Consider the following 19,721-nt stretch of genomic DNA (forward strand, 5'->3'; position numbering starts at 1 on the left):
TAAAACTGATCGATGGAGTATTTGGCCAAGATGTGGCCCCCATGTTCGTGCATGGCGAAAAGACAAAGGAGGAAAAAACATGGAGAAAGCAAAGGTATATTTTACGGATTTCCGGGCCAGTTTAAACCAAAACCTTTTGCAAAAGTTGGAGAAACTGGTGGTAAAAGCTGGTATTGAACAGCTGGATTTTCAAAATAAATTTGCAGCGATTAAAATCCATTTTGGCGAGCCGGGTAACTTGGCCTATTTGCGTCCCAATTACGCAAAGGTGATCGTGGACCTGGTGAAGCGCAACGGCGGCCGCCCATTTTTGACGGACTGCAATACGCTCTATGTGGGGCGCCGCAAGAATGCGCTGGATCACCTGGACGCCGCCTATGAGAACGGCTACAACCCCTTCGCGACCGGCTGCCATGTCATCATTGCAGACGGCCTGAAGGGTACGGATGAAGCGCTTGTCCCGGTTCCGGACGGGAAATACGTGAAGGAAGCAAAGATCGGCCGTGCCATCATGGATGCAGATATTTTCATAACATTGACGCATTTCAAGGGCCACGAGGCAACGGGCTTCGGCGGCACCTTTAAGAACATCGGCATGGGATGCGGTTCCCGCGCCGGTAAGATGGAAATGCACAGCAGCGGAAAGCCGTTTGTCGATCAGGAGCTCTGCGTCGGATGCGGATCGTGCCAGAAGAACTGCGCGCATTCCGCGATCACGATCACGGACCGGAAGGCCAGCATTGACCACAACAAGTGCGTGGGCTGCGGACGCTGCATTGGCGCCTGCCCGATGGACGCCGTAAAATCGCCGGACGACGAGGCAAACGACATCCTCAACAAAAAGATTGTGGAGTATTCCGCGGCGATTCTCCGCGAGAAACCCAATTTCCACATCAGCCTGATCTGCGATGTTTCGCCGTTCTGTGACTGCCATGCGGAAAACGATGTGCCGATCATTCCGGATGTCGGCATGCTGGCCTCTTTTGACCCGGTGGCCTTGGATATGGCCTGCGCGGATTTGTGCAACCAGCAGCCTGCAATGGCGGGAAGCGTCATCGACGGGAAGCCTGTACACGACCACTTCGATGCAACCCATCCGACGACCAATTGGCGCGTCACCATCGATTATGCAGAGGAGATGGGCCTTGGCACCCGCAATTATGAGCTGATCCGTATTTAAATGAAAGACAGAAAGGTACGCCCGGACATCGCTGAAAAGCCATGTCCGGGCGTATTTTTTGCATCCGGTGATTTTACGATTCCAATTTGTTATCCAGATAGGTGGCGAGCACCTCGAGGTCGGATACCGAATGGATATCCGCAGCCCGGCGGTTGAGCTCTTCCTTTACCTCCAGAGGGAGGGAATCGAAGTAGTTAGCCGCCGAGATATCCCCGTTGATGCCCTTGTTAAAGCCGCCATATCGGTTGTCCATGAAAACACCTCCGCAATGAAATTCGTATGCAGGGCATACGGATTCCCATCGTTCACCGGGATCAAACGCATCAATCTATGCAAATACAAGCGTAGGTGCATTCAATGCCGGTGGACTACTAGTATATGCAGAAGGGTTCCTGGGATCACAAGGGAACTGCTGGAAGTCAGCCCGCGTGTTCGGCGGGCGTCGGGTTCAACAAGGACAGCACGTCGTCGACCGTCCTTCCCGAACGCTGTATGGCGTCATAGAGCGCGTTGATTTCCGCCTCGCGCTTGGCGTTCAACAGTTCTTTCCGTTTTTCTTCCAATTCAATGATGGTTTTCTTCCAGCGGGTAATCTGGGCATCCACCTTCATAATTTCGGTATCAAAGTCGATCCCCCTGCGGGCACGGGCCATGAAAAACATCTCCTTCTTCGTTTTCCATAGTATGGCTTCGAAAAAGGAAATCTATGCAGGGAAATGGGTCAACTTTGCGTGTGACGGCCGAGCGCCATTTCGTAGCAGGAGACAAGCGCCTTTGCCTGGTTGAGATCGGTCAGGCTGGCGGCAGTCTTGCTGACAAGCTTACGCATCAGGAGCTCCCCATCCGCGTCGAGCTGCGCAAGCTTTTTGACAATATCTCCCAGTTCGTCGGGCGTTTCATAGGAAAAGCCGTTGACACCGCTGATGATCAGGTCCGCGTTTGCGCTGGCTGGCCGCAAAATGACCGGCAAGCCGCTGGCAATGGCCTCGATCGGGGCAGCCTCCATGGTGATCGAATCCGAAGCGCTGACAAACGCCTTGCACACGGAAAAACACAGACTCAAATCGTCCCGCGTCAGGCTGCCGGCAAAAAAGACCTTGTCGCCAACCCCCAAGACGCGCGCCCGCTCGTGAAGCTCTGCCGCGTCCGGACCGCTGCCCACCAATATGAGCCGCAGATCGTCCCGGAGCGCGACAGCCTTGCTCCAAAAAGCGAGAAGGTCATCCACCCGGTTTTCCGCGCTGAGGCGCCCGGAAAAGACGAACCCCACTTTCCCGTCCGTCAGATGGAGCCGCGTGCGCATACTTTCCTTGGAAGGGTCGTCCAAGGGGCGGGGGCAAAACCGCTCCGTATCCACGCAATAGGGGATTGTATGGATTTGGCAGGGAAACAATGCTTGGACGGCTTTCGCGCATTTTTTGGAAGCGGTTGTAATGACATCCGAGCCGGATAGGATTTTTTTCAACAGTGTTTGGCCCTGCCGCTTGTTGAATAGTACCGCGGGCCGGTTGGCGCCGTATCCCTCTAGAACGTCCTGCAATTCGTGTATGGTGCACACGACCGGCAACTGGTGCTTTTGCGCATATTTGAGGCCAATACCGCCAATCTCTGTAAAAGTCTGAATATGAATCAAGTCCGGCGAAAATGCTTCGATCATCGGCATGAGGCCCGGCAGCTTTGAAACGCGAGCACTCTGGCCAAAGAGGCTGGCGCTCGGTTTCGCAGGGCAGCAAAGGATGCCGTCCTGCTCGTAACAGTCGTCGGTTTCCGGGTCCGTTGTGACGATCAAGACCTCATGGCCCAGTTTGACCAACCCTTCTGCCAGTAGGGACACGTGGGTGGCCGAGGCGCTCGCCTGGGAGAGGTAGGCTTCTAAAAACAGTGCTATTTTCATGTTTAACCATCCCTATATCGATTCTCTTTCCGATTTGGTTCGGAAAGACCGTTGAACGAAATGTACGTTCATTAAACAATATGACATCATTATAGCATATTCTCCGCCCTCTGGGATAGAAAATCCTCCATATTATTTTAGGGATTTCCCTTTAAACTTCTCCAGGATTGATATATAATAATAACAGAGATTTTTATGGATGGCGCCAGGCCATCGGACCGATGGCAGCTTCTGGGAGGAGGTTGTCGATTGGAAAAGAAAAGGAAAGCAGGTGTATCTATGATGCCAACCAGTCAATTTCGCGTATCCCTTTCCAAAGTGATGCAGGAACTTTCTCTGGATGTCATTAATATGTGCGGCGACCCGGATAAAATCATGATCTCCTCCATGGACGTCAACCGTCCTGGTTTGGAACTGAACCGGTTCTTTGATTACTACGATACAAGCCGAATTGTTATTTTCGGCAACGCGGAGACGGCGTTTTTGGCGTCGATGGACCCGGCGGAACGCGCCAAGGTCCTGGACGAGCTGTTTTCGCAGAAGCCGCCGGCGGCGATTATTGCGCGCGGCCTGGAGCCGGCCCCGGAGCTGCTGGAGGCGACCAAACGGAATGATGTGCCGTTGCTGAGCACGCAGGAAACCACGTCCAGCCTGGTGGCGGCGTTGGTGCAGTTCATGAATGTGGAGCTGGCGCCCCGCATCACGCGCCACGGCGTGCTGGTGGAGGTGTACGGCGAAGGAATTCTTCTGGTGGGCGACAGCGGCGTCGGCAAAAGTGAGACCGCGATCGAACTGATTAAACGCGGCCATCGCCTGATTGCGGACGACGCGGTGGAGATCCGCCGCGTTTCTGCGAAATCCCTGGTGGGTTCCGCGCCGAAGAATATCCGCCATTTTATCGAACTGCGCGGCATCGGGATCATCAATGCCCGCCGGATCTTTGGTATGGGCGCGGTCAAGGTGACGGAGAAGATCGATATTGTCATCAACCTGGAGATTTGGGACAATAAAAAAGTCTACGACCGCATGGGCATCGACAGCGAATATACGGAGATTTTAGGCATTAAGGTCCCGGTGCTGACCATCCCGGTCAAGCCCGGCCGTAACCTTGCGATCATCATAGAGGTGGCGGCTATGAACAACCGCCAGAAAAAGATGGGCTATAACGCTGCGACGGAGCTCTTGGCCAGCTTGGGCATGGACGTCTCCACGCTGCAAGAGGATGAAAAGAAGCTCGAATTGGATCTATAAGAGGGCTTGATGCCGGTGGCGCGCAGCGGTTTGGATGCCGTCCCAGCGAACGGTTTCCGAATACAGCGATCAAAGAATTTCTCATACGGAGGCGGTTCTATTGCGCAGGACCGCCCCGTACATTTTATTGCATATGGAGCAGAGAACAATGAACATTATTGCAGATACCCATTGCCATACCCTGGCGTCCACCCATGCATACTCCACGCTCAGCGAGATGGTGCATGCGGCGGCTGTAAAAGGGCTGTACGCCATTGCGATCACGGATCACGGCGTAGCGATGCCAGGCGCCCCGGGAAAGTGGTACTTTCAAAATTTGGTGGTTGTTCCGCATAAGCTGGAAGGGGTTCTGGTCCTGCGCGGCGAGGAATGCGACGTGGTGGACTATGATGGGAATACGGACCTTCAGGACAGCGATGTGGACAGCTTGGATTGGATCGTCGCCTCAATGCACGATCCCGCCATGCCCAAGGGGCCGCATTCGGTAGAAGCCATTACAAACGCGTGGCTGAACATTGCCAAGAATCCGCATATCCAGGTCATCGGGCACAGCGGTTCCGCACAATTTCCGTATGACTATGAGCGCGTTATCCCGGAGTTTGGGCACAACGGCAAGCTAGTGGAACTCAACGAAGCGACGTTCAGCAACCGCCGGAGTTCGGTGGAAAACTGTGTACAGATCATGCAGCTCTGCAAGAAGCATGCGGTGCCAATTGTCGTCAATACGGATTCGCATTTTTCCGCCCGTGTGGGCTGCTTTGAAAATTCTCTGCGCCTGCTGGAAGAATTGGATTTTCCGGAAGAGTTGGTGGTCAATTCCAGTGTCGAGCGCTTTAACGCCTATCTGAGAAAATATACCCAGGTGTATCAGGACCCGCTGTTGGAGCTGAACCTGCTTTGATACCATGTTTTGTGAGGGAGGAGCACGATGAACCAAATTGACATGCTTGGGAGAAAAGCCCTGGCCTTTGGGTGCAGTGTCGCCTATGAGGAGCCGATGAGCCGGCACACCACTTTTAAGATCGGCGGGCCCGCGGATCTCTTTGTCACAGCGCACAATGTGGCAATGCTGTCCGATTTCCTGCGGGAAGCGAAGGAAATGGACGTGCGCGTCCTGATGATTGGAAATGGCTCCAACCTGCTGGTGAGCGACGAAGGAGTCCGCGGCGCCGTCGTATATTTGGACGATGCGTTTTGCGATATCCACCAGCGCGGCGAAACGGAGCTCGTATGCGGGGCGGGCGTTTCCCTGGCGGGCCTCTGTAATTTTGCCAAAAGCCGTGCGCTCAGCGGGCTGGAATTTGCCTGGGGCATTCCAGGCATGGCCGGCGGGGCGGTCTATATGAATGCAGGCGCTTACAATTGCGATATGAGCAGCGTCGTGTCGTCGGTCAGCCATGTTGCGCCGGATGGGACGTTTGGCATTTTATCCGGGGAATCGCTGCAGTTCGGCTACCGGCACAGCGCCTACATGGAAAACGGCTGCACAATCGTTTCCATGACGTTGGAATTGCAGCGCGGGGATGCCGATCAGATTGCCCTCCTGATGGAGGAGCATTACAACAGCCGAAAGGCGAAACAGCCTTTGAATAAACCCAGTGCCGGCAGTGTGTTCAAGCGGCCGGAGGGCCATTATGCGGGCGCATTGATCGAACGGTGTGGACTTAAAGGGCGCCGTGTGGGCGGCGCTGCCGTCAGCGAAAAGCACGCGGGCTTTATTGTGAATTTGGGAGGCGCCACCTGCAAGGATGTTTTGGAATTGATTGCGATCATTCAGGAGACCGTGCGCAGGGAGACGGGGGTTTCCCTGGAATGCGAGGTGCGGCTGGTATCTTGACCGGGCCGAAGGCCGCCCAGCGGCATTTCGTACCCCGGATGTTTAGCAGGAAAGGATGCGAGTTTTCATGGAATTTTTAATCGTCACAGGCCTATCCGGGGCGGGAAAATCCCGGGCAGTGGATGCTTTGGAGGACATCGGATTCTATTGTGTGGACAATATCCCTCCAAAGCTGATTCCCACCTTTTACGATCTGTGCGCCAAAGCGGGGAATACCTTTTCCCGTGTTGCGGTTGTCACCGACATCCGTGGGGGCGATATGTTCAGCAGCCTGTTTGAGACGCTGGATGATTTAAAAAATGAGGACAAGCATTACCGCATCTTGTTCCTGGACGCAAACGATTATGTGCTGATCAACCGCTTTAAAGAGACGCGCCGGAAGCATCCGCTGGCAGAGAACAACCTCGGCTCGCTGGAGCAGGCGGTCAAGCTGGAGCGCGAGATTTTGCGGCCGGTCCGGGAGAAGGCGGATTACATCATCGACACGTCGTTCCTCTCCCCGGCGCAGTTGAAGGAGCGCATTTCCAACCTGTTTTTGGGCGATTCTTCGCAGGCGTTGATGGTCCATTGCGTATCCTTTGGATTCAAGTATGGAATCCCTACCGAGGCAGACCTGGTCTTTGATGTGCGCTGCCTTCCCAATCCGTTCTATATCGAGGAACTCAAGCACCTCACCGGGCTGGACGAACCGGTGTACTCCTATGTGATGAAATGGGAGCAGACCAAGGGGGTTGTCCAGCGCTTAATCAGCCTGATTGACTATATGCTTCCGCTTTACTGCGACGAGGGGAAGAGCCAGCTGGTCATCGCAATCGGCTGTACGGGAGGCAAGCACCGTTCGGTGGCGTTGGCGCAGCTGTTATACGACCATCTGTTGGAAAACGGGCACCGGACAAGCGTCAACCACCGGGACATCCAGAAATAATCCCAGCCGGTCTATAAAAAGCCCTGAGTGAAAAGGCGGTGAAATCGTGTCGTTCGCGGCAGATACCAAAAACGAAATGTGTAAATCGGTACCGCAGCGCTCCTGCTGCAGCAAGGCGGAGTGCTACGGTTTACTTTTGTTTGGCAGAAGCTTTTCGCGCGCTTCGGTCTGCATGGTGACGGAAAATGCCGCCGTTGCTCATCGGGTGGCACAGCTTGCAGCGCAGGTGGCGGGCGTCATTGTGGACTTGCGGAGCTCCATCTCCCGCAGGAAGGAAAATCGGAATACCTTTTCCGTTACGGTGGAGGGGGACGATCAAAGGAATCTCCTGCTGCATACCTTTGGCCATGAAGCGGGGGAGATCAACCTGCGCATCCACCGGAAAAACATCGTCTGCCCGGAGTGCTTGGCGTCTTTTCTGCGCGGAGCCTTTTTGTGCTGCGGGACTGTGACGGACCCAAACAAGGAATACCATTTAGAGTTTGTCGTCCCATATAGCAATCTGGCAAAGGACCTCTTGGTGGCCCTACAGATGTGCGGTGTGGAGCGCTTGCAGCCCGGGCTGACCAACCGCAAAGGCTCGTTTGTGGTTTATAGTAAGGGGATGGAACAGGTGACGGACCTGCTGACCTATTTGGGCGCTCCTGCGGCCGCCATGGAATTGATGCAGGTAAAAATGCTGAAAGAGGTCCGCAACCAGATCAACCGCCGGACCAATTTCGAGACGGCGAACCTGGATAAAACCGCGTCGGCTGCCGCGCGGCAGGTGCTGGCCATCCAAAAGATTGCGGAATCCACCGGATTGGGCGAATTGCCGGAGGAGCTGCGGGAGTTGGCGGAGCTGCGTTTGCAGAATCCAGAGATGTCGCTGCGCGAGCTGGGAGAGTCGCTTTCGCCGCCGCTGAGCAGGTCCGGCGTCAACCACCGTTTACAGCGCATTGTGGACTTGGCGGAGACCCTGCCGGAGCGGTGAGGTATCCCTTTAAATAAATGGGAAAGGAGGAATTTGCATGTTTGCACATCTGCATTTGCATACAGAATACAGCCTTCTGGACGGCGCATGCCGGATCAAACGCCTGTTGGATACGGCGGCGGAGCGGGGCGACCGGGCGGTCGCGATTACGGATCACGGCGTAATGTATGGCGCCGTGGACTTTTATAAGGCGGCCAAAGCGCGCGGGATCAACCCGATCATCGGCTGTGAAGTATATGTTGCCCAGCGTTCCCGGTTTGACAAGACGCGAGAGCTCGACTCGGAACACCGCCATCTGGTCCTGCTCTGCGAGAACAACACCGGCTATCAAAATTTGGCGGCGATGGTCTCCAAAAGCTGGATTGAGGGATTCTACAGCAAGCCGCGCGTCGATTTTGAGCTCTTGGAGCAATATCATGAGGGGTTGATTGCCCTGTCCGCATGCCTGGCAGGGGAGGTCCCCCGGGCGCTGGTGGCCAACGATTATGACCGCGCAAAAGAGGCCGCCTTGCGCTATCGAGAGATCTTTGGGGACGGCAATTTCTTTTTGGAGCTGCAAGACCATGGGATTCGGGAGCAGAAGCTGATCAATCCGGCGTTGATCCGCCTGTCCAAGGATACGGGCATTCCATTGGTTGTGACAAATGATTGCCATTATATCCGGCGTGAGGATAGCAAGATGCACCATATCCTGCTGTGCATCCAGACGAACCACACGATCGAAGACAAGGACGGCATGGAATTCGCCTCGGATGAGTTTTACTACAAGTCGGAGGAGGAGATGCGCGCCCTGTTCCCCGGCCATCCGGAGGCCGCGGACAACACCTGGAAAATTGCGGAGCGCTGCCACGTGGAATTTGAGTTTGGCAAGACAAAGCTCCCGCATTTTGATACGCCCAATGGGCAGGAGAACACCGCCTATTTCCGGGACAAATGTTACGAAGGGCTTCATAAATACTACGGGGAGCATCCGGAGCAGTCGATTGTTGACCGGCTGGAATATGAGCTCGCCACCATCGAAAAGATGGGATATGTCAACTATTATCTGATCGTATACGATTTTGTCCGCTATGCGAAGAGCGTCGGCATTCCGGTGGGGCCTGGGCGCGGTTCCGGCGCGGGAAGCTTGGCGGCCTATTGCATCGGCATCACGGGTGTCGATCCCATACGGTACAACCTGCTGTTCGAGCGGTTCCTGAACCCGGAACGGGTCAGCATGCCCGATTTTGACATCGACTTCAGCGACGAACGCCGCCAGGAGATGATCGACTACGTCGTGCGCAAATACGGCAGTGACCACGTGGCGCAGATCGTTACCTTTGGCACCATGGCGGCGCGCGGCTCCATCCGCGACGTTGGGCGCGCGATGGCGATCCTCTATGCCACGGTGGACGGCATTGCAAAGCTGGTACCCATGGAGTTGAATATCACGCTGGAAAAGGCGCTGAAGGCCTCGCAGGAGCTGCGGCAGCGGTACGACACCGACCCCCAGGTGCATGAGTTGATCGACATGGCCCGTCAACTGGAGGGGATGCCGCGCAACGCCTCCACCCATGCAGCGGGCGTTGTGATTACAGACCGGCCGGTGAGCGAGTATGTCCCGCTCGCAAAGAACAATGATTCCATCGTTACGCAGTACACCATGACCACCTTGGAAGAGCTCGGCCTTTTGAAAATGGACTTTTTGGGACTGCGTAATCTCTCTGTGATCCACGACGCGCAGGAGATGATCCGCACCAAAGTCCCGGATTTTCAGATTGAAAATATCGCATTAGACGACCCGAAGGTCTTCGACATGCTGTCCACTGGCTCCACGGACGGGGTATTCCAGTTTGAATCCGGCGGGATGCGCAGCGTGATTATGCAGCTTAGGCCGGAGCGTTTGGAGGACTTGATCGCGGTGATTTCGCTGTACCGCCCTGGGCCGATGGACTCCATCCCGCGGTATATCGAGTGCCGCCATCACCCGGAGAAGGTGCAGTTCCGCCACCCGCTGCTGCGGGATATTTTGGACGTCACCTATGGATGCATCGTCTACCAGGAGCAGGTGATGCAGATTTTCCGGAGCCTGGCGGGGTATTCGCTCGGCCGCGCCGATATTGTCCGCCGCGCCATGAGCAAGAAAAAGGCGGACGTCATGGAAAAAGAGCGGCAGATCTTTATCTATGGGCTGGTAAATGAAGACGGCACCGTGGAGGTGGACGGCTGTATCCGCCGCGGCGTAGACGAGGAGACCGCCAAGGCGATCTTCGGCGAGATGGAGAGCTTTGCCTCCTATGCGTTTAATAAATCGCATGCCACGGCCTATGCGCTCTTGGCCTATCAGACTGCATGGCTGAAGTGCTATTATCCGCAGGAATACATGGCCGCACTGCTCACCAGCGTTTTGGATATGACCAACAAGCTGTCCGCCTATATTGCTGAGTGTATCCGCCTGGGCATCCACGTGTTGCCGCCCCATGTGAATCTCAGCCGGAATGGGTTTACCGTCGACGGGAAGGACATCCGCTTTGGACTGCTGGCCATCCGGAATCTGGGCAAGGGCTTTATCAGCGGCTTGTTGCAGGAGCGCGACCAAGGCGGTCCGTTCACCTCGTTTTATAATTTTTGCAAGCGGATGTACGGAAAAGATTTGAACCGCCGGGCACTGGAAAGCCTGGTGAAATGCGGCGCATTGGACAATCTGGGCTATAACCGGCGGCAAATGCTGGAGAACGTCGCTTCCGTCCTCGAATCCCTGGAGGCGGACAAACGCCGCAATGTGGATGGGCAGCTCGGCTTTTTTGATAGCTTGGCGACGCGATCCGCAGAGGAAGAATTCGTGATTGGGCCCATGGCGGATCTGAGCATGGCGGACAAGCTGGCAATGGAAAAAGAGGTGACCGGCATGTATCTCTCCGGCCATCCCATGGCGGAATACCTGCCGGCGTATGAACAACTGCATGCGGCAAAGACCGGGGAACTCCTGGATGAAGATACAGGCCGCTATCACGACGGCGACCATGTGACACTGCTGGGCATTCTCACAAAGGTGCGCTTAAAGGTGACCAAAAATAACAGCACCATGGCGTTTGTCACCGTGGAGGACATGTTCGGCTCGATCGAAGCGCTGGTATTTCCCAATACGCTGACGCAGTATGCGGCGCTGATCACGGAGGGAAGCGTTGTGCAGATGCGCGGGCGGGTGAGCATGCGCGAGGATGAGGAGACGAAGCTCGTATGCGAGCAGGTGCTTCCCGCGCCGGACAAGGGTCGCATAGGGGATCATCCGCCCCCGAAGAAGAAGTCCAAACGTCCGGGGTTGTATTTGAAGGTTCCCAGTAAGGAAAGCCCGCTGTATGAGAAGGCCAAAAAATATATTCTCGTATTTGACGGCCCCACACCCCTATACGTCTATTTTGAAGATACCAAAAAGCTGATGTTGGCCCCGACCTCGATGCGCGTGGATGTAAATGACGTGCTTTTGCGGGAGCTTTGTAAGGTTTTGGGCAAGGCAAATGTTGCTTTTGTGAAGGAATGAGTGAATTTTCCATATAGCGGATTCATTTATCCATATTTATGTCTTGATTAGTTCTTACAAAATACGCTATAATAGGGATAATTAGACAAAGAATCCTGTTTCAGCGTCAAATGGACGCGGCATTCTGAAATCAGTAGATTTTCTTTTAGGAGGATACGGTTATGAGTATGAAAAAAATTGGCGTGTTGACGAGCGGCGGTGACGCACCGGGCATGAATGCAGCAGTGCGTGCGGTAGCGCGTACTGCGTTGACTTCCGGTATGGAGGTTCTGGGCATCCGCAGAGGTTATCAGGGCCTGCTGAGCGGCGATGTGTTCGAAATGGATCTCCGCAGCGTGTCGGATATCATCCACCACGGCGGCACGATGCTGTATACAGCTCGCAGCAAGGAATACAATACGCCGGAAGGCGTCCAGAAGGCGGCAGATATGTGCCGGAAGCTGGGCATTGAAGGGGTTGTAGTCATCGGCGGCGACGGTTCCTTCCGCGGCGCGCGTGACCTGACGGGCGCGGGCATCCCCTGTGTCTGCATCCCGGGCACGATTGACAACGACGTTGCCAGCAGCGAATACACCGTCGGCTTTGACACGGCTATGAACACGGCTGTGGATATGGTGGACCGTCTGCGCGACACGACCGAGTCCCACGACCGCTGCAGCGTTGTGGAGGTTATGGGCCGCCGTTGCGGAGACCTGGCTCTGCTGGTGGGCATTGCTGTGGGGGCAACCGTGATCCTGGTGCCGGAGGTTCCGTTTGACTTCCAGAAGGATATCATCGACCGTATGCAGTTTACCCAGAAGACCGGCAAGAAGCACTTTATCATTGTTGTTGCCGAGGGCGTCGGCGGTGTGACCGAGTTGGCTCATAAGATCGAGGAGAGCACTGGTATTGAGACCCGTGCAACTGTGCTCGGCCATGTGCAGCGCGGTGGTTCCCCGACGTTGCGCGACCGTGTGGTGGCCAGCGAAATGGGGTATAAGGCGGTAAAGCTGCTGGAGAGCGGCCGTAGCAACCGCGTCATTGTTGTTCGTGAGGGCAAAGTGGTGGATCTCGACATCACAGAGGCGTTGGCGATGAAGCGTCCCTTTAACAAGGAACTCTATGATATTGCGCTGAAGATTTCCATCTAAAGCAGCCTACATAGGAATGTACTGGGCGGGCGAAAACGGCTTTCGGATTCGCCCGCCTACTCTTTCCTTTATCTGGCTGAAATTTTTTAAAAAAGTTTGCGAAAAACTATTGACAGTTTGTGTAGAAAATGCTAGAATTAATCTCGCGCTTGAGAGTACCGCAAAGAAATAGGGGTATAGCTCAGTTGGTAGAGCAGCGGTCTCCAAAACCGCGTGCCGAGGGTTCAAGTCCTTCTGCCCCTGCCATACGGCTCGGTAGTTCAGCTGGTTAGAACGCTAGCCTGTCACGCTAGAGGTCGACGGTTCGATCCCGTTCCGAGTCGCCACTTTGCTGCTATGGCTCAGTCGGTAGAGCACATCCTTGGTAAGGATGAGGTCACCAGTTCGATTCTGGTTAGCAGCTCCACAAAAAATCCAGGAACCATTTTAGGATCCTGGATTTTTTGCTATTTATATTAAAAAATTGGAGATAGGGGGACAGGCAGATGGCGAGTGCAATTTTTGTCGGCAATGGTTTGAACCGTTGTTATCCGGTCTTACATTCCTGGGGCGGTATGTTGGACAGCCTGGCGGAACGGCTAGGGGTGACAGGGAAAAGCAACGCCTCCTTTTCCATGGAATTCGAGCGCATCGCGAATGCTGCGTTAAAATCCCGCTGCTTTACGGGGGATAGGGCATTTTGGCAAATGAAATCCGATATTGTGGGGCCCATGCTGGATCCCCAGAAAAAGCCGCAGCTGCTTCAGAAGCGCTTGATGGATTTGCCGGTCCAGGAGCTCCTGACGACCAATTACGACTATATGCTGGAATATGCGGCGGACCCTCATTTTTTCGAACATGGGGTAAAGTCCGGGAGTGCGGAAATCCGGTATAGCCTTTTCCGCAAGCAGGCCGCCGGCGGGAAGACCATCCGCCACATCCATGGGGAGGCAAAGGCTCCCTCGTCCGTCTGCCTGGGGTTTGAACATTATGCAGGCGCCTTGGAAAAGCTGCGCAGCCTGTTGCTTGCGCATGAAAAGGGTGCTAGGGATGTGGTGTTGTTCAATCTTCTGCGGGGAAACCGGGAAAGCACCGGCAGCTTTGCAGAGCTCTTTTTTACCCATGACCTATTTTTTGTGGGGTATGGCCTGGATCGGGTGGAGATGGACGTTTGGTGGCTGTTGACCTACCGGGCTTTTTTGATGAATGCCAATTACCGTGGAATGGCTCCTTTTGTAAAAAATCGGATTGTGTTCTATCGGGTGGGAACGGAGACGGAAAGCTTTTTACAATTATGTTCCCTGTTGGACAGTCTGAATGTAGAAGTCGTTTGCATGGAACCGCCGGAAGGAAATTACGAAGCAGGCTATTTACAGATATTAGAAGAGATTCAAGGGCAGCTGTGAAGCTGCCTTTTTTCGAAACCGATCCGGCGAGGGGATGAAGCTGGACCTCCTTGGATGGAAATGGAAAATTTTTGGAAAATACTTGAAGATTCTGGGAGATTCCTGTATAATCATCTATCGCACGACTTTAAAATTAGGAAGGGACTGTTATTGTGGACGAGATCGAACAAATTTACTCCGGAGAGCTCTACCGGCCGTTTCTTCTTTACTGCGAACGGCATCATTACAAAACCATGGCGGATCTGGCGCGATGCCGGTTTGACCAGCTGGCGGCCTCAGAGGGACTTCCGCCGCGCTTGGTGAGCCGGATTAAGACGATGTTCCTGATGTATGTCAAACAGCACACGGAGGCATTCTTGATCGACCGTAGGGCGTCCAAGCCGGCTGCAGCGCAGCAAAAGGCGCAAACAACCTCCAACTTGGAAGGGGAACTGGAGAATTTCTTTAAACAAAATCCAGACCGTTTGATCCGTATGCCGGAGGTTACAAAAGCACTCAGCGGAAAGGTGAAGCGCAGCGAGGTCTTGGACATCTTGGAGCGTTCCGATTGGTGCAAAGTGGTGGATGGGACCACCTTCTTCTATTCTTCGGGATGTTGATCGATTCCCACACAGAGAGCTGTTTTGGCTCTCTTTTTTCTTTTCTGCGCAAGTGCTGTTGCGCAACGAAGAGGCCCTCTTTCCAAAGTTCGGGAAAGAGGACCTCAGGCGCCGGTGCTTATGTTTGGGATTCGGGCCTTGTAGGTGGATAGAAAGAAGGGAAGAAGGAGTCCGGCGATTCTTTAAAGCGTTTTACAAGGTCGTCTTGGAGCGTCCCAGCGGTCTTTGGCTTGCGCATCCACGAGGGTTCCGGGTTTTCTTTTGGGTTCATACAGTGGTACACATTCATTTTTACAACCATGATTCACACCTCCATCCATAGTTTATTCGGCAGGGATGGATTGGTGTCCAAAACGAACAAAAGGAGAGTAAGGGAGATATCTATGAAGCGGTATTTTTTCAGGGCACACAAATGGGACGCAGTGAACGGCCTGTTTGGCGGGCAGAAGGACTTTGATCCACGCCGTTATGAAACGTATGAGGAATTGGAGGTTGTACAACAGGACGACGGCCGTTTCTCGGTATGGGGGAATTTTGCAGAGGACACGGACCTGTTGCGGGATACCCGCAAGGACACACAGGGGCTTTTCGCCGCAGTTGCGGCTCTCGCGGACGAAGTGGTGGTCGAAGAGGATTGACGGACATTTAAACAGGCCCGGTTTCACGGAGAAGTTGGATTTTTTCCATAGTAGCGTGGTACTGTTGGAGCTGTTCCCGCAATACGGCCAGCTCAATCTTGGAATCTTGGTCCACGGCGGATAAAAAGGAGTCTTCCAGCAGATGGATGTTCCTGGCACAGCGGAATTCCATCTGGTGCAGCGCCTCACAAATGTTTTCCAAGTCGGCGTTGTTTAGCAGCATCACCATACCTCCTTTTCAGACAGATTTGTCGTTAGTATGTCCGGCATGGAGAAGAATACTGCAATTGCTTGTATGAACAGGGCCATTTTGACCGAGACTTGAAGGATAAGGAAGGTGTTATCCATGAAATGGCTCAGTCAAATGGAACGCAAATTTGGGCGCTATGCAATACCGCATTTGATGTATATCCTGTCTGGAATCATGTTGGCCGTGTACTTGATCGACCTCTTTTTTCCCGGCACGCCGATGCAGTCCCTGCTGGCTTTGGACATGGATCTAGTCGCGCGGGGACAGATTTGGCGTTTCCTGACCTTTCTCTTTTTACCGCCTTCCAGCTCGCCGCTGTGGGTCCTTTTGAACCTTTATTTTTATTGCCTGTTGGGAAATGCGTTGGAGAAGGAATGGGGCACGTTTCGCTTGAATTTATTCTATCTGAGCGGAATTCTCGGGAGCGTTTTGGCCGCGCTAGTCACCGGCTACGGCGTGAACCAGTATTTAAACTTGTCGCTGTTTTTGGCGTTTGCGGCGCTTTACCCCAATTTTGAATTGCTGCTGTTCTTTGCCGTCCCGGTCAAAGTGAAATATCTGGCGGTGATCAATCTGCTTTACAGTGCCGGTTCGTTTTTCTACGGGGATTGGGCATCTAGGGCCGCTATCCTGATGTCCCTGCTCAATGTCCTTCTCTTCTTCGGCGCGGACCTCTTCCATTGGGTCAAACGAAAGGCAGACTACTGGATGATGCGGCGGAATTTCCGGAAATATCACTGGTAAAGGAAAGTTTTGGAATTTTTGTATAAAATCGGTTGCGTAATTCTGGCTTTTGGTGGTATAATCTGTTTGAATCTTATAGAAAATGTGAGGAGGCGTTTTATGAAACGGGTTTTCTGTCTGTTGCTGGCGGTAAGTCTCTTTTTGCTCACCGGCTGCTTTGGAAAAAGTGAAGGGGAAGAGACTTCTTCTGAAAATCCCGCGCCTACGTCCTCCACGGTGGGAGAAGGGGATTCTAGTTTCATTCCTGCGTCTTTGCCACCATTGCCGGATGTACATCTGACGATTGGAAAGATTGTCAACATCATTGAGGGGAGTTATGCCAACGTGCGCAGCGCCCCGGACCAAAACAGCGAACCGATTGGACGTGCATACCCAGGGGACGCTTTCCTAGTGGACCCGCTGGGGAGTTCTGGCGACTGGGTCAAAGTTACCTATGAGGGGCAGAGCGGCTTTATTTTTCAGGCATACATTTCTGTAGAGGAATAAAGCAGGACAGGCTCTTGAAGCAATAGGAGCTTTGCCGACAATACAAAAGAGGCATTCCTACAATAAGCACTTTTCGGAGTGGCGCAGGGCGAAAGCGGCGCTGTTCCATTTTTCCTGGAAGAGATCGCGCCTGCAAAACAGCATATAGCGGTCCTTCTGATCGAAATTAGCAATCCCCCTGATGTAGTTCATTCTGCTACATCAGGGGGATTTTGCGATGGGCGTATTTTTTTGAGTTTGTTTGATAAATCAGGGACGGATGGCTTCGGCAAAACGGGTGAAGTTCCGCTCCCCGAAGAATTGTTCTTCCCAGACTTTGCGGCAATTGGCGCGCAGGGCCTGCCGTTGTTCCTGTGGAAGGCGGGAGAACGCCACAATTTGCTCTGCCAAAACATTTGGTGCAAACTCCATGGGAAGCAAAAAGCCGGTTTTGCCGTCTTGGACAATCTCGGAGGTACCGCCGACGTCGGTGGCAATGGCCGGGATCCCAAAGGAACACGCCTCCATGATGCTGACAGGAAGCCCTTCCGAGCTGCTGGTGTTGATAAAGAGGTCTGCGGGGTGTTGCTGATAATAGCGCATGAGCGCCTCGTTTTGAATGGGCCCGGCAAGCTGGCAGTCCATAAAACTGAGATGCTCCTTCGCATAGGCTTTTAAGGCGTCGAGGCCGTCCCCGCCGCCGAAGTGCGTCCAGTGCAATTTGAGGCCGCTGTCCTCCAAGAGGGATAGGGCTTGCGCCAAAAGCTCTACGCGTTTCACTGGGGAAATATGGCAGCAGCTCACGATATGCAGCTCGTCCCCTTGCGGCTCCGGGGAGAGGCCGAAATCGCGGGTGCCGAGGTATGCGGTCTCCACCTTTGTCTGGTAAGCGGGGTAGCTTTTTTTCAGAAGGTTACTCCCGTTGGCGGAGCAGGGGTAGACGCGGTCCAGATGCTCCAGCAGATAGGGGCGCAGCGGGAGATAGCCGGTTGCGTTGCGGTCCGCATAAAGGTCGTACCGGTGCGCACGGCTGACGGCCCGTTTTGCCTTTGCCCCGCAGTGGTCCCGCAGGCGGACGGCGGCAAGCGCGATGTCGTAGAACCAGTAGCTGTAAAAGGTCACGCCGTCGTATTGCTCTAAGTTGCAATCGGCCAGTTTTTCGGCCACTGCACGGTAGACGGCTTCAGATTTAGCCAAAAAGTAGGTCAAAAAGCCCCGGCGCTTCAGGGAGCCTTTGACGGCGGCGCGCTCTTCCGGGCCGGCGTATCCACGGCAATTGGTAAACGGCAAATAGGAGAGCGCCGCTCCCGGCAGCGCCCGTTTGATGCGGGAAGCAGGAATGTGTAAAATGGTAGCGTTGGCTGGGACAGAACGGGTTTGTTCCGGTGCATCGGAGGTGCTGGTAGCGGCGATGACGAGGCGGTCAAAGGCCTTGGCCAGCAGGGGAACCTCGTCCTCGATAAATTCTTCCCCCTTGTCAAAGGGGTAGGTTTTGGTCAGGAGAACCAGACAGGTCTTCATGAACAATGCCTCCATTCAAGATCTATGCAAGGTTTGTCACGCTTCCAATGTTTAAGCGTACGGTGTGGATCGGCGTTTTATTGCCCCGCAGGGCTTCGTCTTTTCCTCTGACTATAGTATACTATAATCAAAGGAAAATCAAAGGCTTTCTACTTGCCCTCCCTGGGGCAGGATGGTATAATTTGTACAATCAATATGGAAAATAGAGAAGGGATGATTCCCCGGAAAGAAGGCTTTGCCATTCATGAAATTGCTGTATCTCACCTTCCAGGAGGACGCGCCGCTCTACCTCGGCGTTACACGGAAGATTCGCGGGCAGGCGTCCGCGTTTCAAAAGCTTGGCTATGAGGTGACTTATACCCTGTGGCGGGAGAAGACATTTTGTTTCTGCGGTGAGGACCGCCACGAAGTACAGATCGGGCCGGGCCGCGTGATGAAGCAGTTTTTCCAAATTGCAGCGGACTATGTGGCTGCGCACCGGTTCGACGTCCTGTATATCCGCCTGGACCGGATCAGCTTTGATGTGATTCATCTTTGCAAAGCCGCCCGAAAAGCCGGAACCCGGCAGATCGGGGTGGAAATCCCCAATTATCCCTATTTGAAGGATTACGCGCGAAACATTCAATACGCCAAGGGGATCAAAGCGGGCGCAACGACAGCGGTCAAGATTGCGGCCAATATTGCAGCGGACCGTCTCTCCGGCCTCTCTTTAAAGGGGCTGGTCGATGGCGTTGTGCTCTATGGGAACCATGCAGACCACTTCTTCGGTGTAAAAGCAATCAATGCGGACAACGGCATCGATACGGATTCCATCCCGGTGGTTGCGCCGAAGCCGGAAGGGGAACCCATCACTATGTTGGGGGTGGCCGGGACGCTGTGGTGGCAGGGATACGACCGCATCCTGCGCGGCATGCAGGCGTACCGGGCGTCCGGCGGGCGTCATCCGCTGCGCTTTGTGCTGGTGGGCGGCGACCGCACCGAAATGCCGGGATTCCTGGCGCAAGTGAAATCCCTTGGCCTGACGGAGGACGTGCTGTGCCCGGGCTTTCAAACGGGTGACGAGCTGAACCGCACCTACCGTACAGCGGATGTGGGGATTTCCACACTGGGATGCTACCGGCGTGGGTTGACCCGCTGTTCCTCGCTGAAGGCGAGGGAATATGCCGCGGCGGGATTGCCGTTCCTCTACGCATATGACGACGACAGCCTCACCGGTAAGGAGCCGTTCGCGCTCCGTGTGCCGAATGACGATACACCGGTGGATATGGAGCAATTGATTGCATTCGTTGAGCGCTGTAGGCGGCAGGCGGATTGCAGCAGACAAGAACGAACATTTGCAGAAGAACAATACGATTGGAAGGCGATGATGCAGCGCATCCTTGCGTTCCTCGGTGCATAAGGGAATCGGA

21 protein-coding genes and 3 tRNA genes are annotated in these 19,721 nt (G+C 54.2%); 17 read left to right on the forward strand and 7 right to left on the reverse strand.

What is annotated here, in order from left to right; all coding sequences use genetic code 11:
* The first annotated feature begins 79 nt into the window (after nt 1–79).
* Nucleotides 80–1,180 carry a DUF362 domain-containing protein gene (locus I2E77_RS07060; protein WP_087229036.1) on the forward strand — a complete coding sequence of 367 codons (1,101 nt, stop codon included), beginning with the start codon at nt 80–82 and terminating at the stop codon, nt 1,178–1,180.
* Between the two features lie 73 nt (nt 1,181–1,253).
* On the opposite strand, the gene I2E77_RS07065 is transcribed toward I2E77_RS07060, so the two are convergent.
* The 3 genes from I2E77_RS07065 to I2E77_RS07075 form a co-directional block, all read right to left on the reverse strand.
* Nucleotides 1,254–1,433 carry a hypothetical protein gene (locus tag I2E77_RS07065; protein ID WP_087229033.1) on the reverse strand — a complete coding sequence of 60 codons (180 nt, stop codon included), beginning with the start codon at nt 1,431–1,433 and terminating at the stop codon, nt 1,254–1,256.
* 166 nt (nt 1,434–1,599) lie between these two features.
* Complete coding sequence (locus I2E77_RS07070) at nt 1,600–1,833, reverse strand: hypothetical protein (RefSeq protein ID WP_191362398.1); 234 nt, start codon at nt 1,831–1,833, stop codon at nt 1,600–1,602.
* Nucleotides 1,834–1,901: 68 nt separating this feature from the next.
* Nucleotides 1,902–3,074, reverse strand: a complete 1,173-nt coding sequence (locus I2E77_RS07075) for a glycosyltransferase (protein ID WP_195450923.1) — start codon at nt 3,072–3,074, stop codon at nt 1,902–1,904.
* A gap of 279 nt (nt 3,075–3,353) precedes the next feature.
* On the opposite strand from I2E77_RS07075, the gene hprK reads away from it, so the two are divergent.
* From hprK to I2E77_RS07135, 12 genes are all read left to right on the forward strand, one after another.
* The gene (gene hprK / locus I2E77_RS07080; protein WP_442858893.1) at nt 3,354–4,325 is read left to right on the forward strand and encodes an HPr(Ser) kinase/phosphatase; all 972 of its coding nucleotides are present in this window, start codon (nt 3,354–3,356) and stop codon (nt 4,323–4,325) included.
* Nucleotides 4,326–4,473: 148 nt separating this feature from the next.
* Entirely contained in the window at nt 4,474–5,226 is a 753-nt protein-coding gene (locus I2E77_RS07085; protein ID WP_191395548.1) for a phosphatase, read from the forward strand.
* Nucleotides 5,227–5,253: 27 nt separating this feature from the next.
* Nucleotides 5,254–6,162, forward strand: coding sequence for a UDP-N-acetylmuramate dehydrogenase (murB, locus tag I2E77_RS07090; RefSeq protein WP_191395547.1), 909 nt, complete (start codon nt 5,254–5,256; stop codon nt 6,160–6,162).
* Between the two features lie 67 nt (nt 6,163–6,229).
* The gene (gene rapZ / locus I2E77_RS07095) at nt 6,230–7,087 is read left to right on the forward strand and encodes an RNase adapter RapZ (RefSeq protein WP_191362394.1); all 858 of its coding nucleotides are present in this window, start codon (nt 6,230–6,232) and stop codon (nt 7,085–7,087) included.
* A 46-nt stretch (nt 7,088–7,133) separates the two neighbouring features.
* Nucleotides 7,134–8,060 carry a DNA-binding protein WhiA gene (gene whiA, locus I2E77_RS07100; protein WP_087229016.1) on the forward strand — a complete coding sequence of 309 codons (927 nt, stop codon included), beginning with the start codon at nt 7,134–7,136 and terminating at the stop codon, nt 8,058–8,060.
* Nucleotides 8,061–8,097: 37 nt separating this feature from the next.
* Nucleotides 8,098–11,580 (forward strand): DNA polymerase III subunit alpha, encoded by a 3,483-nt coding sequence (locus tag I2E77_RS07105; protein ID WP_195450924.1) that lies wholly within the window; start codon nt 8,098–8,100, stop codon nt 11,578–11,580.
* 161 nt (nt 11,581–11,741) lie between these two features.
* The gene (pfkA, locus tag I2E77_RS07110) at nt 11,742–12,710 is read left to right on the forward strand and encodes a 6-phosphofructokinase (RefSeq protein WP_087229010.1); all 969 of its coding nucleotides are present in this window, start codon (nt 11,742–11,744) and stop codon (nt 12,708–12,710) included.
* 170 nt (nt 12,711–12,880) lie between these two features.
* A tRNA-Trp gene (locus tag I2E77_RS07115) sits at nt 12,881–12,956 on the forward strand.
* Nucleotides 12,957–12,959: 3 nt separating this feature from the next.
* Nucleotides 12,960–13,036 (forward strand) — tRNA-Asp (locus I2E77_RS07120).
* 4 nt (nt 13,037–13,040) lie between these two features.
* Nucleotides 13,041–13,116, forward strand: a tRNA-Thr gene (locus tag I2E77_RS07125).
* A gap of 79 nt (nt 13,117–13,195) precedes the next feature.
* Nucleotides 13,196–14,095 carry an SIR2 family protein gene (locus I2E77_RS07130; RefSeq protein WP_191362391.1) on the forward strand — a complete coding sequence of 300 codons (900 nt, stop codon included), beginning with the start codon at nt 13,196–13,198 and terminating at the stop codon, nt 14,093–14,095.
* Nucleotides 14,096–14,247: 152 nt separating this feature from the next.
* Nucleotides 14,248–14,694 (forward strand): hypothetical protein, encoded by a 447-nt coding sequence (locus I2E77_RS07135; protein WP_191441471.1) that lies wholly within the window; start codon nt 14,248–14,250, stop codon nt 14,692–14,694.
* Nucleotides 14,695–14,812: 118 nt separating this feature from the next.
* On the opposite strand, the gene I2E77_RS07140 is transcribed toward I2E77_RS07135, so the two are convergent.
* Entirely contained in the window at nt 14,813–14,995 is a 183-nt protein-coding gene (locus tag I2E77_RS07140; RefSeq protein WP_195450925.1) for a hypothetical protein, read from the reverse strand.
* 82 nt (nt 14,996–15,077) lie between these two features.
* Between I2E77_RS07140 and I2E77_RS07145 the strand changes: the two genes are divergently transcribed.
* Nucleotides 15,078–15,332 (forward strand): hypothetical protein, encoded by a 255-nt coding sequence (locus tag I2E77_RS07145; protein WP_191362390.1) that lies wholly within the window; start codon nt 15,078–15,080, stop codon nt 15,330–15,332.
* 7 nt (nt 15,333–15,339) lie between these two features.
* Here the strand turns inward: I2E77_RS07145 and I2E77_RS07150 are convergent, their stop codons facing one another.
* On the reverse strand, nt 15,340–15,555 hold the full coding sequence (locus I2E77_RS07150) for a hypothetical protein (RefSeq protein WP_191362389.1): 216 nt from the start codon (nt 15,553–15,555) through the stop codon (nt 15,340–15,342).
* 123 nt (nt 15,556–15,678) lie between these two features.
* On the opposite strand from I2E77_RS07150, the gene I2E77_RS07155 reads away from it, so the two are divergent.
* Nucleotides 15,679–16,326 (forward strand): rhomboid family intramembrane serine protease, encoded by a 648-nt coding sequence (locus I2E77_RS07155; protein WP_195450926.1) that lies wholly within the window; start codon nt 15,679–15,681, stop codon nt 16,324–16,326.
* A gap of 99 nt (nt 16,327–16,425) precedes the next feature.
* Nucleotides 16,426–16,812: an SH3 domain-containing protein gene (locus tag I2E77_RS07160; RefSeq protein ID WP_195450927.1), complete on the forward strand. Its 387-nt coding sequence runs from the start codon at nt 16,426–16,428 to the stop codon at nt 16,810–16,812.
* A gap of 57 nt (nt 16,813–16,869) precedes the next feature.
* Here the strand turns inward: I2E77_RS07160 and I2E77_RS14090 are convergent, their stop codons facing one another.
* Both I2E77_RS14090 and I2E77_RS07165 read right to left on the reverse strand, forming a co-directional pair.
* The gene (locus I2E77_RS14090; protein WP_275532216.1) at nt 16,870–17,004 is read right to left on the reverse strand and encodes a hypothetical protein; all 135 of its coding nucleotides are present in this window, start codon (nt 17,002–17,004) and stop codon (nt 16,870–16,872) included.
* Between the two features lie 57 nt (nt 17,005–17,061).
* Nucleotides 17,062–18,312: a glycosyltransferase gene (locus I2E77_RS07165; protein ID WP_195450928.1), complete on the reverse strand. Its 1,251-nt coding sequence runs from the start codon at nt 18,310–18,312 to the stop codon at nt 17,062–17,064.
* Nucleotides 18,313–18,556: 244 nt separating this feature from the next.
* On the opposite strand from I2E77_RS07165, the gene I2E77_RS07170 reads away from it, so the two are divergent.
* Nucleotides 18,557–19,711, forward strand: a complete 1,155-nt coding sequence (locus I2E77_RS07170) for a glycosyltransferase family 4 protein (RefSeq protein WP_191520981.1) — start codon at nt 18,557–18,559, stop codon at nt 19,709–19,711.
* Nucleotides 19,712–19,721: the final 10 nt, after the last annotated feature.

It is taken from the genome of Anaeromassilibacillus sp. 1001302B_160321_C8, from assembly GCF_015554745.1.
Lineage (GTDB): Bacteria > Bacillota > Clostridia > Oscillospirales > Acutalibacteraceae > Anaeromassilibacillus > Anaeromassilibacillus stercoravium.

Coding starts and splice junctions, on each gene's coding strand:
- I2E77_RS07060 (WP_087229036.1), top strand. CDS start 80: ATGGAGAAAGCAAAGGTATATTTTACGGATTTCCGGGCCAGTTTAAAC.
- I2E77_RS07065 (WP_087229033.1), bottom strand. CDS start 1,433: ATGGACAACCGATATGGCGGCTTTAACAAGGGCATCAACGGGGATATC.
- I2E77_RS07070 (WP_191362398.1), bottom strand. CDS start 1,833: ATGGCCCGTGCCCGCAGGGGGATCGACTTTGATACCGAAATTATGAAG.
- I2E77_RS07075 (WP_195450923.1), bottom strand. CDS start 3,074: ATGAAAATAGCACTGTTTTTAGAAGCCTACCTCTCCCAGGCGAGCGCC.
- hprK (WP_442858893.1), top strand. CDS start 3,354: ATGATGCCAACCAGTCAATTTCGCGTATCCCTTTCCAAAGTGATGCAG.
- I2E77_RS07085 (WP_191395548.1), top strand. CDS start 4,474: ATGAACATTATTGCAGATACCCATTGCCATACCCTGGCGTCCACCCAT.
- murB (WP_191395547.1), top strand. CDS start 5,254: ATGAACCAAATTGACATGCTTGGGAGAAAAGCCCTGGCCTTTGGGTGC.
- rapZ (WP_191362394.1), top strand. CDS start 6,230: ATGGAATTTTTAATCGTCACAGGCCTATCCGGGGCGGGAAAATCCCGG.
- I2E77_RS07105 (WP_195450924.1), top strand. CDS start 8,098: ATGTTTGCACATCTGCATTTGCATACAGAATACAGCCTTCTGGACGGC.
- pfkA (WP_087229010.1), top strand. CDS start 11,742: ATGAGTATGAAAAAAATTGGCGTGTTGACGAGCGGCGGTGACGCACCG.
- I2E77_RS07130 (WP_191362391.1), top strand. CDS start 13,196: ATGGCGAGTGCAATTTTTGTCGGCAATGGTTTGAACCGTTGTTATCCG.
- I2E77_RS07140 (WP_195450925.1), bottom strand. CDS start 14,995: ATGGTTGTAAAAATGAATGTGTACCACTGTATGAACCCAAAAGAAAAC.
- I2E77_RS07145 (WP_191362390.1), top strand. CDS start 15,078: ATGAAGCGGTATTTTTTCAGGGCACACAAATGGGACGCAGTGAACGGC.
- I2E77_RS07150 (WP_191362389.1), bottom strand. CDS start 15,555: ATGCTGCTAAACAACGCCGACTTGGAAAACATTTGTGAGGCGCTGCAC.
- I2E77_RS07155 (WP_195450926.1), top strand. CDS start 15,679: ATGAAATGGCTCAGTCAAATGGAACGCAAATTTGGGCGCTATGCAATA.
- I2E77_RS07160 (WP_195450927.1), top strand. CDS start 16,426: ATGAAACGGGTTTTCTGTCTGTTGCTGGCGGTAAGTCTCTTTTTGCTC.
- I2E77_RS14090 (WP_275532216.1), bottom strand. CDS start 17,004: ATGAACTACATCAGGGGGATTGCTAATTTCGATCAGAAGGACCGCTAT.
- I2E77_RS07165 (WP_195450928.1), bottom strand. CDS start 18,312: ATGAAGACCTGTCTGGTTCTCCTGACCAAAACCTACCCCTTTGACAAG.
- I2E77_RS07170 (WP_191520981.1), top strand. CDS start 18,557: ATGAAATTGCTGTATCTCACCTTCCAGGAGGACGCGCCGCTCTACCTC.